11 protein-coding genes are annotated in these 14944 nt (G+C 50.9%); 2 read left to right on the top strand and 9 right to left on the bottom strand.

Translation table 11 applies throughout. The annotated features are described in order from the left end of the window. Window positions 1–32: 32 nt before the first annotated feature. Window positions 33–1670: an acetolactate synthase large subunit gene (locus ACZA91_RS17235; RefSeq protein WP_463183679.1), complete on the top strand. Its 1638-nt coding sequence runs from the start codon at window positions 33–35 to the stop codon at window positions 1668–1670. 64 nt (window positions 1671–1734) lie between these two features. Here ACZA91_RS17235 and ACZA91_RS17230 read toward each other — a convergent pair whose 3' ends face one another. The 5 genes from ACZA91_RS17230 to ACZA91_RS17210 form a co-directional block, all read right to left on the bottom strand. Then, on the bottom strand, window positions 1735–3495 hold the full coding sequence (locus tag ACZA91_RS17230) for a tetratricopeptide repeat protein (RefSeq protein WP_463183678.1): 1761 nt from the start codon (window positions 3493–3495) through the stop codon (window positions 1735–1737). A gap of 118 nt (window positions 3496–3613) precedes the next feature. Continuing rightward, a complete protein-coding gene (gene nrdJ / locus ACZA91_RS17225) occupies window positions 3614–5908 on the bottom strand; it encodes a ribonucleoside-triphosphate reductase, adenosylcobalamin-dependent (RefSeq protein WP_463186470.1) in 2295 nt (764 codons plus the stop codon). Window positions 5909–6537: 629 nt separating this feature from the next. Next, window positions 6538–6825: a hypothetical protein gene (locus ACZA91_RS17220; RefSeq protein WP_463183676.1), complete on the bottom strand. Its 288-nt coding sequence runs from the start codon at window positions 6823–6825 to the stop codon at window positions 6538–6540. A 343-nt stretch (window positions 6826–7168) separates the two neighbouring features. Then, window positions 7169–7573 (bottom strand): hypothetical protein, encoded by a 405-nt coding sequence (locus tag ACZA91_RS17215; RefSeq protein WP_463183674.1) that lies wholly within the window; start codon window positions 7571–7573, stop codon window positions 7169–7171. 665 nt (window positions 7574–8238) lie between these two features. After that, window positions 8239–9062 (bottom strand): IS5 family transposase gene (locus ACZA91_RS17210; protein WP_463183673.1). Its coding sequence is split into 2 segments (ribosomal slippage): window positions 8239–8684 and window positions 8684–9062, totalling 825 coding nucleotides; the frame shifts between segments, so codons are not numbered across the junction. Between the two features lie 119 nt (window positions 9063–9181). Between ACZA91_RS17210 and ACZA91_RS17205 the strand changes: the two genes are divergently transcribed. Then, on the top strand, window positions 9182–10018 hold the full coding sequence (locus ACZA91_RS17205) for a transposase (RefSeq protein ID WP_463183671.1): 837 nt from the start codon (window positions 9182–9184) through the stop codon (window positions 10016–10018). 197 nt (window positions 10019–10215) lie between these two features. On the opposite strand, the gene ACZA91_RS17200 is transcribed toward ACZA91_RS17205, so the two are convergent. From ACZA91_RS17200 to ACZA91_RS17185, 4 genes are all read right to left on the bottom strand, one after another. Next, window positions 10216–10353 (bottom strand): hypothetical protein, encoded by a 138-nt coding sequence (locus ACZA91_RS17200; protein ID WP_190533552.1) that lies wholly within the window; start codon window positions 10351–10353, stop codon window positions 10216–10218. A 106-nt stretch (window positions 10354–10459) separates the two neighbouring features. Continuing rightward, entirely contained in the window at window positions 10460–11278 is an 819-nt protein-coding gene (locus ACZA91_RS17195) for an HNH endonuclease (protein ID WP_190533536.1), read from the bottom strand. A gap of 448 nt (window positions 11279–11726) precedes the next feature. Next, window positions 11727–12476, bottom strand: coding sequence for an abortive infection family protein (locus tag ACZA91_RS17190; protein WP_190533533.1), 750 nt, complete (start codon window positions 12474–12476; stop codon window positions 11727–11729). Window positions 12477–12695: 219 nt separating this feature from the next. Then, the gene (locus ACZA91_RS17185; RefSeq protein ID WP_463183668.1) at window positions 12696–14903 is read right to left on the bottom strand and encodes a phosphoketolase family protein; all 2208 of its coding nucleotides are present in this window, start codon (window positions 14901–14903) and stop codon (window positions 12696–12698) included. Window positions 14904–14944: the final 41 nt, after the last annotated feature.

Here is a 14944-nt window from a genome sequence, read left to right as displayed (position 1 = left end):
CAACCACCATTGACGATCCCGGAACCTAATCTATGAATACCGCAGAATTATTGGTCAAATGCCTTGAAAACGAAGGCGTGCAATATATTTTTGGACTGCCTGGAGAAGAGAACCTTCATTTGTTAGAAGCGATCAGCCAATCTTCAATTCAATTCATCACCACTCGCCATGAACAGGGAGCTGCTTTCATGGCTGATGTTTATGGTCGATTAACCGGCAAAGCTGGGGTTTGTTTATCCACCTTGGGCCCCGGAGCCACCAACCTGATTACTGGTGTGGCCGATGCCAATTTGGATGGGTCACCGGTCGTGGCGATCGCGGGACAAGTGGGCACCGATCGAATGCATATTGAATCCCATCAATATTTGGATTTGGTGTCAATTTTTGCCCCAATTACCAAATGGAGCAGCCAAGTCGTTCGCCCCAGCAATACCCCGGAAATTATTCGCAAAGCCTTCAAGCGGGCCCAAAGTGAAAAACCCGGCGCTGTTTATATTGATGTGCCCGAAAATATTGCTGCCATGGCCGTGGAAGGCAAACCCTTAGCCACGGATCAGAACGAAAAAACTTTTGCTTCTTTCAGTGCCCTCAATTCAGCAGCAAACCTGATTGCCAAAGCAAAAAATCCCCTGATTCTGGCCGGCAATGGAGCCATTCGGGCCCGGGCCGATCAAGCGGTCACCGAGTTTGCCACCCAATTGCACATTCCGGTGGTCAACACCTTCATGGGTAAGGGCATTATTCCCTACACTCATCCCTTGGCCCTGTGGACAACGGGACTCCAAAAACGGGACTTTATTACCTGTGCATTTGAAGCCGCTGATTTGATCATTGCGATCGGCTATGACTTGGTGGAATATTCACCCAAGCGCTGGAATCCTTACGGCTCTATTCCAATTATCCATGTGGGTGCAATGCCCGCTGAAATTGATAGTAGCTACATCCCCCAAGTGGAAGTGGTAGGCGATATTTCTGATTCATTGTTGGAGCTGTTGCGACGTACCGATCGCTCCCACCAACCAGAACCCTTTGCGGTTCAATTGCGGGCTGAAATTCGTGAAGATTATGAACAATATGCAGGCGATCGAGCATTTCCGATTAAGCCTCAAAAAATTGTTTATGACATTCGGCAAGTGCTGGCCCCCGAAGATATTCTGATCTCCGATGTGGGGGCCCACAAGATGTGGATTGCACGGAATTACCACTGCGATCGCCCCAATACTTGCCTCATTTCCAATGGGTTTGCAGCCATGGGTATCGCAATTCCGGGAGCCGTGGCCGCCAAACTGGTGCATCCCGATCGCAAGGTTTTGGCCGTGACTGGTGATGGTGGCTTTTTGATGAATTGCCAGGAATTAGAAACCGCCCTGCGCATTGGCACTCCCTTTGTCACGTTGGTTTTCAATGACAGTGGCTACGGACTCATTGAGTGGAAACAACAGGATGCCTTTGGGCGATCGCGCTACATCAAATTTGGCAATCCTGATTTTGTGAAATTTGCTGAAAGTATGGGCTTAAAAGGCTATCGGGTGGAGTCCAATGAAGACTTAATACCGATTTTGAAACAGGCCTTGGCGGATTCTGTGCCTGCTGTGATTGATTGTCCTGTGGACTATCAGGAGAATTTCAAGTTTTCGCAAAAATCTGGCAATTTACATTGCTCGATCTAACTTGCAATTTCGTCTTCACCCTGTGACCTAATCTTTAACTCAAGGCAATCACCATGATCGGAATCTAGGATACGGTCAACCAATGATTCAGGGTCGATCGCACCTGTTGCAAGGGTTCTGACCAATCGCCCGGTTTCGCTTGTCGAAATAGCCGCATGGTGGGATACCAAGGAGAATCGGGGCGATCGAGCAGCCACCGCCAATCACAGCGGGCCGGTAGCAACACCCAAGTGGGCTTGCCCAACCCACCCGCTAAATGCACCACCGAAGTGTCTACCGAAATCAACAAATCAAGCTGTTGACAAATAGCCGCCGTATCCGCAAAGTCCTGAATCCAAGGGCTACAATCCACTAAATTGAGGTTTGGAAATTGACCGATCAAGGGTTGATAGTCCTGGGCATTTTTTCCAACTTGTAAGCTATAAAGCATCACTGGCAATTCTTGCAAAGCCTTTAGCAAAAGCTCGCAAGGTAGGGACTTATCAAGATAGATATCATGCAGTTCGTCTTCCACTCGATAGCCACTCGCCCAAACGATGCCAATCTTTTTGGGTTTTGCGGGTAATTCCTTGAAAGGTGGCGGCAGTGGCCAGGCAGGATCAACGGTTAGATAGGGAATTTGGTTGGGAATTGTTGCCCAATCGGTCTTGCATTGGTGGGGCAAGCTCAAGAGGGGCGATCGATAGTCTACGCCGGGCAGGGTTTGTCCTGGTTCCAATACCGGCAAGACCCGATCGATAGCAGGTAATTGGGCAAAAAATCGATGCAAAACGGTAGGGCCACTAAACCAAACGTTTGCTCCCCAGCTTGCTAATAAATCCGCATAGCGAATGAATTGCAAAGAATCTCCTAGTCCCTGTTCTGCTTGCAAGAGAATGGTGCGGCCATGTAGCGATTCTCCTTGCCATTGGGGATGGGGTAGTTCTGGGGGAGGTTGCACCGTTGTCCACCGCCATTCATATTCTCGAAATCCTTCGGTGAGTTGCCCCAACGCCAAGAGAATATGACTTAAGTTCCAATGACTTTTGGCATCTTGCAGATTATGCTGAATCGCATTCTGAAAGGCTGAAATGGCTTGCAAATAATCAGCCGTTTTCCAATAGAAATTTCCTAAATTGTAATGATAATTGGCAGCTTGAGGATCAAGGGCAATTGCTTTTTGGTGCGCTGTTTCTGCCTCAGACCATTGCCCCATTGCGGTTAAAGCACAACCCAAATCACTCCAGTAGCTGGCTTGTTGGGAATTGAGATTCAGGGCGTTTTGATAGGCCTGAATAGATTGGTCATAGGCTCGATCGAGATAGGCCGCTTTGCCGAGCCGGGCCCAGGCTTGGGCCAAGCGATCGGGCAGTCTTGGATCGGGACAACCCTGAGTGATCGCCCGTTGGTAAATCTGAACTTCCGCCGCAAAATCCTGGCTTTTTTGGGCAACCCAACCCCAGTTAAAATAGGCTTCCCAGCATTGGTGATCTTGGGCGATCGCCCACTCATAGCACTGGCGAGCTTGGGCTAATTTTCCCTGCTGAGCCAGTTGATTACCCAATTGCAAATGATCACGACTGCTCACCAATTGCGGGTCAAGTTCCAGGGCCCGCAATTGATCGGTTTCAGCTCGTTGAATGTTTCCCAATTGGTGAGCCAGGGCCGATCGCTGCGCCCAAAAACTGGCGCGATCGGGGGCTAATTTCAATGCTTGGGCCAAGGCGCGATCGGCCGCGGCCAGTTGACCGGCGGCCCACAAATCCGTTGCTAATTGCTGATATAACTCAGCAGCATTCGGCAGGTGGCACAACCGATCGCGCCATTTCGCAATGATCGAACTCAAAATCACCCCAAAACCAACCCAAGACAGACTTTAGTCTAGGATGGCCGGGGCGCTGACAATCAGCCATTTGGGCTGACCACCACAGCCCCAGCCTCAATCGGTGCGATCGCCCCCGGCCCTAGCCCTTCGTTTCTGGCAGCAGGCACTTGTCCGAATCGCAGCCCGCCGGGCCCGCTTCCGCCATTTCGCCCTTGTCATAGCGTCGCAGGGCCTCATGGAAACTACTGATCCGCCGCCGTTGCAGCACCGCATCGTGCATTTCCTGATAGGTTTCCCGCGAAATTGGCTCGAAGGGCAACCGGGGGAAGGTTTGCAGATCGTCAAACCGGGCCAGCAACGCCGCCGAGATGTAGCCCTCATCGTTTTGGATCGCCTGGTGAATCCGACGGCCCAACGGTTCGATTTCCGGCTCCCGCAGTTCGATCGTGGCGCTGGTGTTGTGGGTGGTGTAGTGGGTTTGTACCTGCATGTAGAAGTCAAACTGAGCCAGGGCGCTGAACTGCTCGATCGCGATCGTGTCCGCCCCCGGCAAGTCTGCCCAAGACACCGCCACCGGAATTTCCACCAGCCACTCAGTACAGCGCGGATCAAACGGATCATTCAGCAAGTTGCCGTTTTCATCCTTATCGGACTGGGACGGCACAATGCTGTAGCCATAGTCCAGACAAGCCAACGCCACCGGATCGTTTTTGCGGAACGTGATCCGCCGAATGAACCGCGCGGCCTTGGGTGGGTGCCAACCGGGTGAAGCCCCCGTCAACAGCGATTTTGTGCCCGAAGGTTGCACCGTCGTGCAGCGGTTGGGGCGGCGCAAACCGTGGCGATCGCAGTAGTCCCAAACCGTTTGGTGGACAATTTCCCGCCAACGGTTGAGGTATTGCCGCTCCTGATCTTTAAATTCCAAACCTTGCACGGTGTCCGGACGACCCGCTTCCCACCAGCGCAACCAATCGACCCCAAAGGCTTGCACAAAGAAATCGAACAAACCAGTGAAGGAAACGCCCACGATCGGGTCAATCGATCGACTGTATTGGTAGCGCTCTTCCTGGAACCGGTGGTTGAGCAAACCTGCCACCGACAAGGCCCCAGCCTTGAAGGCATCCTCTTGGGTTTGGTAATCTTTTGGATCGATTTGATTGAGATGAATCTCTGACAAATTGCAGTGAAAATCAGAACCCAAAATTTCGCCGCAGGGATTGAGACCAATGCGTTCAAGCCTGTGAATCAATTCTTTTTCGTCAATTTCACTGCTTTTTTGAGCAAGCCATTTTTTTCCATTTCCTTCTTGAAAAGCAAGAATGAATGCTTTCTTTTCATCATCTCCAGCGATTAAATCGGCATTGCTGCGGGCGATCGCTTCGCCAGCCCATTGAATTGCACCTTCGCCGGAGTAAAACTGCTTGCGAACCGCGTCGATGCACTCCGTTTCTGTGGGTTTCTGATGAAAAACACGGGTATGATTCGCCATCCGCAGGGAGTCGCGATCGGGATCAATTCGCCAATTCCCCGCCTCATCCTGCTGCCATAAATTGTCTTTGGCCTTGGCTCCCAGTTCGTCAGTGCTATTGAACTGACGCATTCCGGCACTTCTTCTTATGTTACCTGCTACAATTGTGACAGCCGCTTCGTCGATAAGCAAGCAGCATTCCACCGAGGTGAGTTGCCGACCGATCGCCCGGTTCAAGATGCGAGTCACCCGATCGTAGAGTTCCGGCAGCTTGATCGGGTTAGCCACGCCGCCGAAGCCCCGGAGCGTTTCCCCCGCCGGCCGCACGTTGCTGAGGTCGATCTCCACTTGCACTTCACCGTCAAATCGCTCATCGCTGCACAGATCCAGCAAGGTTTGGTACGACTTCACCCAGCCCTGGCGACTGTCGCCCACCACCACGCGCACCGCATTGCCAACGATATCCACCGTTGTTTCCTGCAAGCGTTGACCCACCGGAACCGTACCCAGCTCGCCCGTCACCGTCACGGTGATTGAGTTGCGCACTGGCGGGAGCTGTTCGATGTAGCGCGGTTCCAGCACGCCGCCCGTGCCACAGCCCATCATCGCCAAGTCCATCATCAGCCCAAAGGCTTTCCAGTCGATGACATTGGTGCTGGTGCAGTTGTAGGCTCCTGAAAAGTTTTGTGGGTTTTCCAGCCAGTCCGTGCCCCCAACCCACAGCCAACGCCCCGACGGCAGCGCCACAATCCGCTTCTGCATTCGATCGAGCAGGCTCGCTTCCTGATCGGAAAGATTGCCCAACTTGACCAAGCCGCGCAGGGTGCGATCAGTCGTTTGCTGCCACGATTCCCGCTCCCCGTCCATCCGACGGCTGTAGGTGCGGTAAAACACCGGGTAGGCGGTGGGGGCGTGGTCAGGGAAATCGACGGGTTGCTGCTGAGCGCGGTTCAGTTCTTGCACCATGGGATTGGCTGTGAACAACAGTTGAGACGACACGAAAGGCCGCTGGTCATCGATCAACGCTACATCTTGCGTTGATTGATGACCAGCCGATCCAATAAACACCAAATCTGGGTGACTTGTAAATGATTGTTGCCAGGGTGATGGTGAATCCGCCACCAGTCAACGACGATTTTCGTATTTTTGCCACCCTGGGGCCCACTTGGGATGGATCCTGAGCCAGTTGTCTAGGTTGCCGCGAAGTTTCTGGCGCATGGTTGCCGAAAAACTCACTTGCTTCTAGTGAAAATTCAGAAATGCGAGGTGAAAATTTCTGTGTCTGGGCTGGGACTTCTTTGGGGCTGATGGATGGTTGGTTGGGGTGATTGGCTGAGCGCCGAAAGCCGCGCGATCGGGCTGGTGCGGATTTTTGGGGCGATCGACTCGATAATTTTGGGTCGTTGAGACTCTGTTGAAGGTAACCCGGACGTGGAGAATTCAGGTCAATTGTTTCTAAAAATTCTTATCAAGATTTTCTGTAAAATGAGTAATTTTCATGGAGCTGAAATTAGGAAGTCAGAATACAGAAAAAGATTAAATTTTTAGGAAAATCGTTTGCTGAACTTAGAGTTTAGCAACTCAACTCAAACCGGCTAGGCGGGATGTAAGGTGCGATAGATCCACCACCCGATCGCCAAGCCGACTCCAGCCGCTAGGGTTAGCAAAGTAACGGCTAATCCTTTGTTGATTCCCAGGTTGTCAACTGTGAATTCTGGGAACAGAACCAAGCTGAGGGGCCAGCTCACCCACCAGAGCGCCGCAACCCCCCATCCATAGCCACTGACCAATTCCCAGGATCCCTGCCACAGAACGACCCCAGCCCCGGCGACAGTCCAGGCGATCGCCACGGCCCTCAAAGCCAGCAACGCAGCAGCGCCCACGATGTCCCAGAGAGCTTTTGAGGTGCGATCTTGCGGTGTAGATATCAAATTTGGGAAAAGTCTCGATGTCAGTCTAAAGGCGTGGCCAAGCACATCAAGCAGATAGCTAAGAGCTGCATATTCAGCCCAAAAACAAGCTCCAGACCCGGCTAAAACTGCGATGAAAACCAACCCGCTAAGCGATGGCAGTTGGGTGACTGAGGCGCTAACACCAATCCCAATGATGGTGTACGAGATGATGCAATTCAGCAGCAATTTCGCAGCGATCGCCATCGAATCGATCCCCGGGGTGCAGTGTTGCCTCACTTGTTGTTTTCCGCAACTGCATTTCCTCCAAAACCATCTAGGCGGGATGCACGGCGCGATAGATCCACCACCCGATCGCCAATCCGATTCCAGCCGCCAGGGTTGGCAAAACAATCGCTAACCCTTTGCGGTCTTTCATTTCCCCAGCCGCGAATCCTGAGAGCATACCCAAGGTCAGGGGCCAGCTCCCCCACCACAGACCTACACACACAAATCCATAACCACCAATCAACTCCCAAGATCCCTGCCATAAAGCTACTCCAGCCCCAAGCACCGCCAAAGCCCAAGCCCCAACCACAGCCCACACCAACTCCAACTCCCAAGCCCAAGCCAAAGCCCAAGCCAAAGCCCAAGCCAAAGCCCAAGCCACAGCCCAAGCCCAGTTGATTAGTGGTGATGGTGGCACACTGACACCAATCCCAATGATTGTGTAAGCGATCACAGAACCCAGAAGCCACCCCCAAGGAATACCAGATGAATCCCTCTTATCGACTTTATCGACGGGCAGTCTGGATCTACGGGCGGGCGATCTGGATCTACGGACAGGCGGTTTGACTTGCTCTTGCAGAGATCTCTCGTCGGTCAGCTCAGGCAGCGGGGAAGATTGCTCAGTTGATTCGGGAGCTTTGATTGGATTATCAGCAAAATCAAATATCTGAAGATTCAACTGTATTGCGGTTGGCGGAAATAACGCAGGAGGCAGAAGTGTTGAATCTAAACACAAAACTTCATACTCTAGGCAACAAGAGTTTCTGGCAGTAAATCATAGCTCCAATGACTGATTGAGCCATAGCGACCGAGTACAACTTGCAAATATCGCAATTTATCTAGTAGCGTCTGACTATAGAATTGCGGCAATTCTATTAACTGCAAGATGGCATAAGCAATTAAGACCCAGAAGTGTTGAATGACAGATTCAGGTTATAAAAAAGGGGTAAGAAGATGTAATTCTTACCCCAAACAATCAAAAAGTAATACACCAATGTTACGCTCATTCTCTCAAATCGTCAAACCTATTCTCAAAAGCTTACCTGAGCATGATTACCCAGTGCTCAGCAGTCGGAGATTTTTTGAGATCTGGTTGAGAGCTGATTTATAAAGACAATATTAATCAGCCATCCCCGCTAATCGTTTCACCATCAAATGCATTAAGCAGCCGTAGATCATCCCTTCGCTCGTCTCCGAATACAACTCATAGTCCTTGCTCAATCGCCGAAATCGGTTCAGCCAGCCAAACGTCCGCTCGACAATCCATCGCTTGGGCAACCTCTCAAACCCTCTACCGATTCGGCTGATCACCTCCACGCGCACACTCTCACCACACACACGCTTCACAGCATCCGCAAACTTTTTCCCGGAATACCCCTGATCGACCCAAACAACTTCTAGCCGAGATAGCTTCTCCTTCACTTCCTCTAACACCACAATCGCTCCCAGTCGCTCAGAAGCATTCGCTTCAGTCACCAACACCCCCATTAGGAACCCTTGCGAGTCAACGATAATGTGGCGTTTACGTCCCTTAACCTTTTTGCCACCATCGAAGCCGTAGACCACCCCCTTTTTTCCGTTGTTTTCACCGACTGAGAGTCACCGATACTGACACTAGATTGCTCTGAACGACCTAATTTGCTCCGCAGTTGCTCTCGCATCTGGTCATGCATTTGCTGCCAAATTCCTTTCCGTTGCCATTTCTGGAAGTAATGGTAGACCGTGCTGTAAGGGGGTAAATCGTGAGGCAGCATTTCCCACTGGCAGCCAGTGCGCTGGACGTAAAAGATGCCATTGAGGATTTCTCGGAAATCAACTTCTATCGGATGTCCAAAGCCTTTAGGAGCGGGCAGCAGCGGCTGGAGGAGCACCCACTCATCATCGCTCAAATCACTGGGATAGGCTTTGCGGGTAGGATTGGCAATGACCGGGAGACGACTCATGAGCTGGGTGATACTTCGGGTAGGTCTAGCCTAAAACCGAATTTAGAGCTGCCAAGTCGGCTTTAGCTTCTCTTTATGAATTAGCTCTGACTTTCATTCTTGATCAAGGTTTGATGAGCATGAGAGACCTATTTTTCAAGCTCAATCACACCGGTATCTCAGTAGACATATCAACGTTTTCCAAGGCTTGTAAAAACCGAGATAATCACCGATTCTGCCGCATCTACACTCAGCTAATCAGAACACTGAAACAGCGTCATCATCCCGATGCCATGATGCTAATGCCCATTGATTCCACCGTTGTGACTCTCACTAGCCGACTGTTTTGGCAACAGAGTTATCATCGAGTCAAACTCTTAGCAGGCTTCAATCAGCAACAAGGGTGGTCAAGCGAATGCCTGATCCATTTTGGTCAAGGGCATGATGCCAAATTTTCTGGCTACCTGCCGAGTATGATTCCTGAAAACGGGATTGGGATTATGGATCGGGGTTTTGCTGATTGGCATTTCATTGATGAGTTGAGTGAAATAGGAACTTATTTTGTGGTGCGAATCAAGAACAATATGAAAGTCAATCTGAATCATGACCGCTATCGAGTAGTCACCTTTTGCGATCTAGAAAGTCGATGTGAATTTCGTTTAGCAACGAATTTAGTAGACTTTTCAAATGAAGAGATTGGAGAACTATATCGAAAGCGCTGGCAGGTTGAGTTGCTATGGAAGTTCTTAAAGATGCATTTAAAATTAGATCAGCTCATTACGAAAAATCAAAATGGCGTAGCAATACAGATCTACATGGTCTTAATTGCTTATGCCATCTTGCAGTTAATAGAATTGCCGCAATTCTATAGTCAGACGCTACTAGATAAATTGCGATATTTGCAAGTTGTACTCGGTCGCTATGGCTCAATCAGTCATTGGAGCTATGATTTACTGCCAGAAACTCTTGTTGCCTAGAGTATGAAGTTTTGTGTTTAGATTCAGCACTTCTGGCTGCCTTGATATTGAATGAAGTGGGGTAGGTTTGCCATCGTCATACAAGGACAAATGATCTTACAGTGGCTTATCAGGATGGTTTGAGCTTATCGCTTAATTCAAGCATTTTTTTGAGGGCGACAGAGGAGGCAAGGCTGAAGTCTAAGACGGCTAACAATTCATTCGGCTGCAATGATCGCCCGTTTCACCAGGTTCTCTGCCATCAGGTCGTTGAGGCTCATCAGTTGGCCAGCGGTGGCCGTCGTTTCGCCGCGCTTCCAGGCGAACACATCGGGGCCGTACTGTGGAACCAGCACGCCGGTCACACCCAACGACACATCATCGCCAAAGAGACGATTAATCGAGCGTTATGCACATTATCCACTAACTTATCACTGGATCCACTAACTTATCACTAGTAAATTAAGCACCAAGAAAAACTTCTTCTCGATGAAAACGAAGAAAATCTGGTTCAGGATGAAACTTTTCAGGCAGCCGTAGTTGACTACCAGCATAAGAAACAAAGTTAATTTCTAGTGTTTCTTCAGGTAGAAACTCTTGAAGACAGCGACTTAGAACTAAATTATAATTTTCATCAAATGTGATTAATCCCTGATCAAAGGCAGCATCATGAGTGCGTGCAAGACACAATCCATTATGAGGATTAAGACGATGCTCTGATTGTTCACGCCAAGGAATAATATGGCTTGCAATTAGCAGTTCTGAAATAGGATTTCCGGTGATACAACAACGGTTGCTATATGATGACAAAACCATCTGTCGAAAAAAGTTTTGCCCAATCCTAATTTTGGTTATAACTTGGGCTTCCGTTGCCTCTATGCCTCGATCTGGAGGATATTTGGTTGAAGGTGGCTTAGATGTTTTAGACTTTTGCTTGATAAGCGCTTGATTAAGAATAGAAGGTTCAAACCCAACTAACTCTTGAAAACGCTCCTCACTTTCCGTTCCCAACTGTTCCCAGTTTGCTGCAAATTCTTCCCAAATTTCTTGGTCAGCCTTACTTGCTCCACTCAACCCTCGAATACCACGTGCTTGATGTACTGGATCAAGAGAGGCAAAATTGCTGAGTTTCATTGCTAGACTACTAGGCGTTCTACCGAGCTTTGCAGCAACCTCTATGATGATCGGTGTTTTGTGATGAAACTGGCCAAATGATAACTTGCAATACAAATTCATTGCGATAATAAGTTCATCTCGTGTCCAGGATTTTCTAAGATTCATGAACTCCCAACCTCGTAATCCTAGAATGTTAGATCAGTTTAAGAACTATCGAAACCTGCCAAAACAGCGCATCTGCCTTGTGAAATCCGGCAGTGCTTGTGAAGTTTCGGTAAATGATTGCTTATACCGTAGAACTTTCACTAGCTCATCATTACTGAATTACGGCACTGCCCACGAGAATAATTAGGCTTCAGCCCCCATAATGGATTTGCTAATCAAGGTAGCATACGGCTACTTTATCCGGATTTCCTTAGATTTGTATCAAGCAGTTATAGTCTAACTTATATGGAAGAGGTACGACCCCGCAACTGCAAGATAATACTCCCACCTATAGAATTGTTATTGCAACGATCGCCCTGGGATCGTCACAGCCCTAGCCCAGCAGTGCGATCGCCCGTTTCACCAGGTTCTCCGCCGTCAGACCGTTGAGGCTCATCAGTCCAGGTTGTTAGGTCGCTTTCAACGATCGCTCTTCCCAAGCTGCAACCAAAAATGCTGCCATTGAACCTGCCAAATTGACGGCAAGGGTAGCATGTCGAGGAGAAGGTTTAACAGCTTTTTTACCTTTGCCATGAGCATCACTCAGCTTGTTGCGTAAAGTACCAAGCCCTTGAATTACTGTTTGACAACCACCAAGAATTTGCTTAAAGATTTCTTCTTGATGTTGTTCAGGAGCCATATTAAGTTGTTTGGCAGTTTCTTTATAGAGTTTGGGTAAGTCATCTTTATCACTATGAGCAATACCTGCTTCATCCAAAATATGTTTACAAACTGATTCGATTAATGTACGTGCCATAGTAATTGCTGCTTCTGGATCTTCATTGCGACGTTCAAGCGCTTTTTGCCAAGCAATGTGAACATTTTCAATATCGAAATTGATAAGAATAGCGGAGATATCATCATCTGCTGGATGAGCCGTACCAATATTTTGTTCTAAAGAAGCAATTAATAAACTAAATTCTTCCCATATAAACATTCGCCGTTCCTGGTAAGTACTGAACCTTGATTTAATGAAACCCCAGAACTTTGAAAGTTCATCGCAAGTCTTAACAAACTGAGGAAGAATATCTCTGACTGAACTATCCCTTAATAACTCTAAGCGAAGTTTACTGTACTCTTCGTCACAGGCATCACAACCTGTTGCACGATTAATAAGTATGTTTTGTAGTTGCCGTACTTTGTCTAAGCGTGTCAGCATAGTTTCTAAAACCTGGATTCCAACCTGTACTAACTCAAGTTTCAAATTAGCGTTAAAAGGCTTACAGATAAGCTCGAAGTACAGCCTCAACCAGTAACTCTGCAACCTAACCATTCCTTAGACTGTCTTTGGTGAAAAAGGTATTATCCCGCAGTTGCAGGATAATACCCCCACTTATAGGACTGTTACCGCAACGATCGCCCTGGGATCGTTACAGCCCTAGCCCAACAGCGCGATCGCCCGTTTTACCAGGTTCTCCGCCGTCAGACCGTTGAGGCCCATCAGTTGGCCAGCGGTCGCCGTCGTTTCGCCGCGCTTCCAGGCGAACACATCGCGCGGGGCCGTGCTACGCAGGACGATCGGCTCCAGCATCGCACTCGTACCGCCAGTCACGCCCAACAACGCATCACCGCCAAAGAGCCGATCGAACGTCGCATCATCCACAAAATGCGCATCCGGCTCCGAGCACATCTCCACCGCCACATCAGTCGATCGGTAGAGGCGACGGGGGCTAATCACCGCCACAATCCGCGAACCAATGCCCTGGGCCGCCAACTGTTCCGCCGCCGCGATCGCCGGAGTCAGCGTCATGTCACCAATCACCGCCAAGACCACGGTTTTCTCACCGGGCGTTTCTTGCAACACAAAACCGCCATCTTGCAAGGCTTGGCGCGTTTGCTCAAAGGTCGAGACGATCGGCAGCGGCGACTTGCTGACCGTAATTGTGATCCCCTTGTTCACCTGAGCCAGCGCCCACTCATAACAAGCCTGGGTGCTGTTGGCATCGCAGGGGAACAGCGGGAAGATGTTGCCGTTGCGCATCATCGCCGCGAAGTAGTTTTCGATTTCCGGGCGTTGGTGCGTCCAGCCGTTGCGCCCTTGCTCCAACGCGCCCGCCGTGAACAGGCAGACCGTGGCGGGCGTGGGGCGGCGCAGTTCGGCCATGGCTTGGGTGACGGTTTGCCAAATCGGCAGCCCGTTGATCGCAAAGGACTCGTAGGAACACCAGAGCGATCGCGCCCCAAACAGTGCTTGACCCACCGCCAACCCGGCGCAGGCATCCTCGTTCAGGGGTTCGTAGACCTGACCATCGGGCTGTTGGAAATAGGTGGGGTCGGTGGTGGGGTGAACGATTTTCAGACCCACGTTGATGTTGTTGATCCCCGAAGCGGCGTTACCGTCGGCGTTGGTGACAATGAAATCCGGGTCAGCCTTGCCCACTTGCACCACCAGATCACCCATGGCCGTGGTTGAAACTTTCTTTTCGCCGGCCGGGAATTCCACCAGGTTCAGCTTGCCCAAATCCGCCAAGGGGCGAACGCTTTCGGTGACGGCCACTTGGGAGCCGGGGCCACCGCCCGATCGCTCAAAATTCGTCCGCACCAGTTGCCAAGCCTCCGGCGACAGGGCCCGCTCCTTCAGGGCCGCCACAATGTAGTCCCGCTCCAGGTTGTCGCCGGGATAGAGGTTGTGAGATTGGGCCCCGCGCTTATGGACACCCGCCCCCTTCAGTTGCTTGATGATCAACACCGTCAGCTTGCCGCCCAAGGCCAGTTTCGCCGCCTTGTCAGTGGCTTCCAACACCGCCTGGGCAAACACCAACCGCTGGGCAAAGGAGAACTGGGTGCTATCGACGTAATCGCCCGCTTGGTCGGCATCGTCGAAAGCCTTGGCATCCAGCAGCACCACTTCTTCAAAGCCGTTGCCGCGCCAGTAGGCTTCCATGGCGGCGTTGGATTTGGTGGAGACCATGCTGTGGTGCTCTTGGCTGTAGCCGTTCCAAATCAGGATCGGCAGGAAGTTGGTGGCCTGCGGATAGGCGGTGTTGAAGTGACCAAAGCTGCTCATGATGTAGGGTTCGCCCAGGCCGCCATCCCCGATCGTCACGGGGAAGAGGGTTCCGGGGAACAGCTTGGCCCCGGCCATGGCAAAGTGCTGACCCTGGCCGAGGGGGCCGGCGGGGGCGAGCAAGCCGGGGATTTGACCGGACAGGTGACCCAGCAGACCGTGGGTTTCCCGGAACCGATCGCGCAGTTGCTGTACCGTCGTGATGCCCATGGCTTCGAGCGATCGATCCAAGAACACCTGGGAATAGAAACCGGGGGCATGGTGGCCCACTTCCGTGGTGAAGTTCTTGTAGCCCAGCATGATCAGCGCCGCCATCACATCGGCGGAACTGGCATAGCCGCCGGGGTGGCCCGATTCCTTGCTGGCGGTCATTTGCACGGTCAGGTAGCGCAGGGCATCGGCCGCCAGGAGAGTTTGGAAGGCCGCCGCTCGATCGCTCGGACTGGCGATCGCCCCTGTGGTCGCATCCACGGCTGGCGCAGCACCCAGGGTGTCAAATTCGGGCCAAGGCGCACCGAAGTATTGAATGCCGTCGCAAAACGCAGGCGTGGTCGTGGGTGCGGGGGTTGTGGCGGTCATGGGCAATTCACCTAGTGGTTCGACTCTCTCGACTGTAAGGC

Source organism: Limnothrix sp. CMB-01 (genome assembly GCF_055193175.1).
The sequence above is the reverse complement of the archived record's forward strand: the minus strand, read 5'-3'. Positions and strand labels throughout refer to the sequence as shown.

What these genes read in the sequence shown, in the direction of transcription:
- ACZA91_RS17235 (WP_463183679.1), top strand. Translation starts at nt 33, where the DNA reads ATGAATACCGCAGAATTATTGGTCAAATGCCTTGAAAACGAAGGCGTG.
- nrdJ (WP_463186470.1), bottom strand. Translation starts at nt 5,908, where the DNA reads ATGGTGCAAGAACTGAACCGCGCTCAGCAGCAACCCGTCGATTTCCCT.
- ACZA91_RS17205 (WP_463183671.1), top strand. Translation starts at nt 9,182, where the DNA reads ATGAGAGACCTATTTTTCAAGCTCAATCACACCGGTATCTCAGTAGAC.
- ACZA91_RS17195 (WP_190533536.1), bottom strand. Translation starts at nt 11,278, where the DNA reads ATGAATCTTAGAAAATCCTGGACACGAGATGAACTTATTATCGCAATG.
- ACZA91_RS17190 (WP_190533533.1), bottom strand. Translation starts at nt 12,476, where the DNA reads ATGCTGACACGCTTAGACAAAGTACGGCAACTACAAAACATACTTATT.
- ACZA91_RS17185 (WP_463183668.1), bottom strand. Translation starts at nt 14,903, where the DNA reads ATGACCGCCACAACCCCCGCACCCACGACCACGCCTGCGTTTTGCGAC.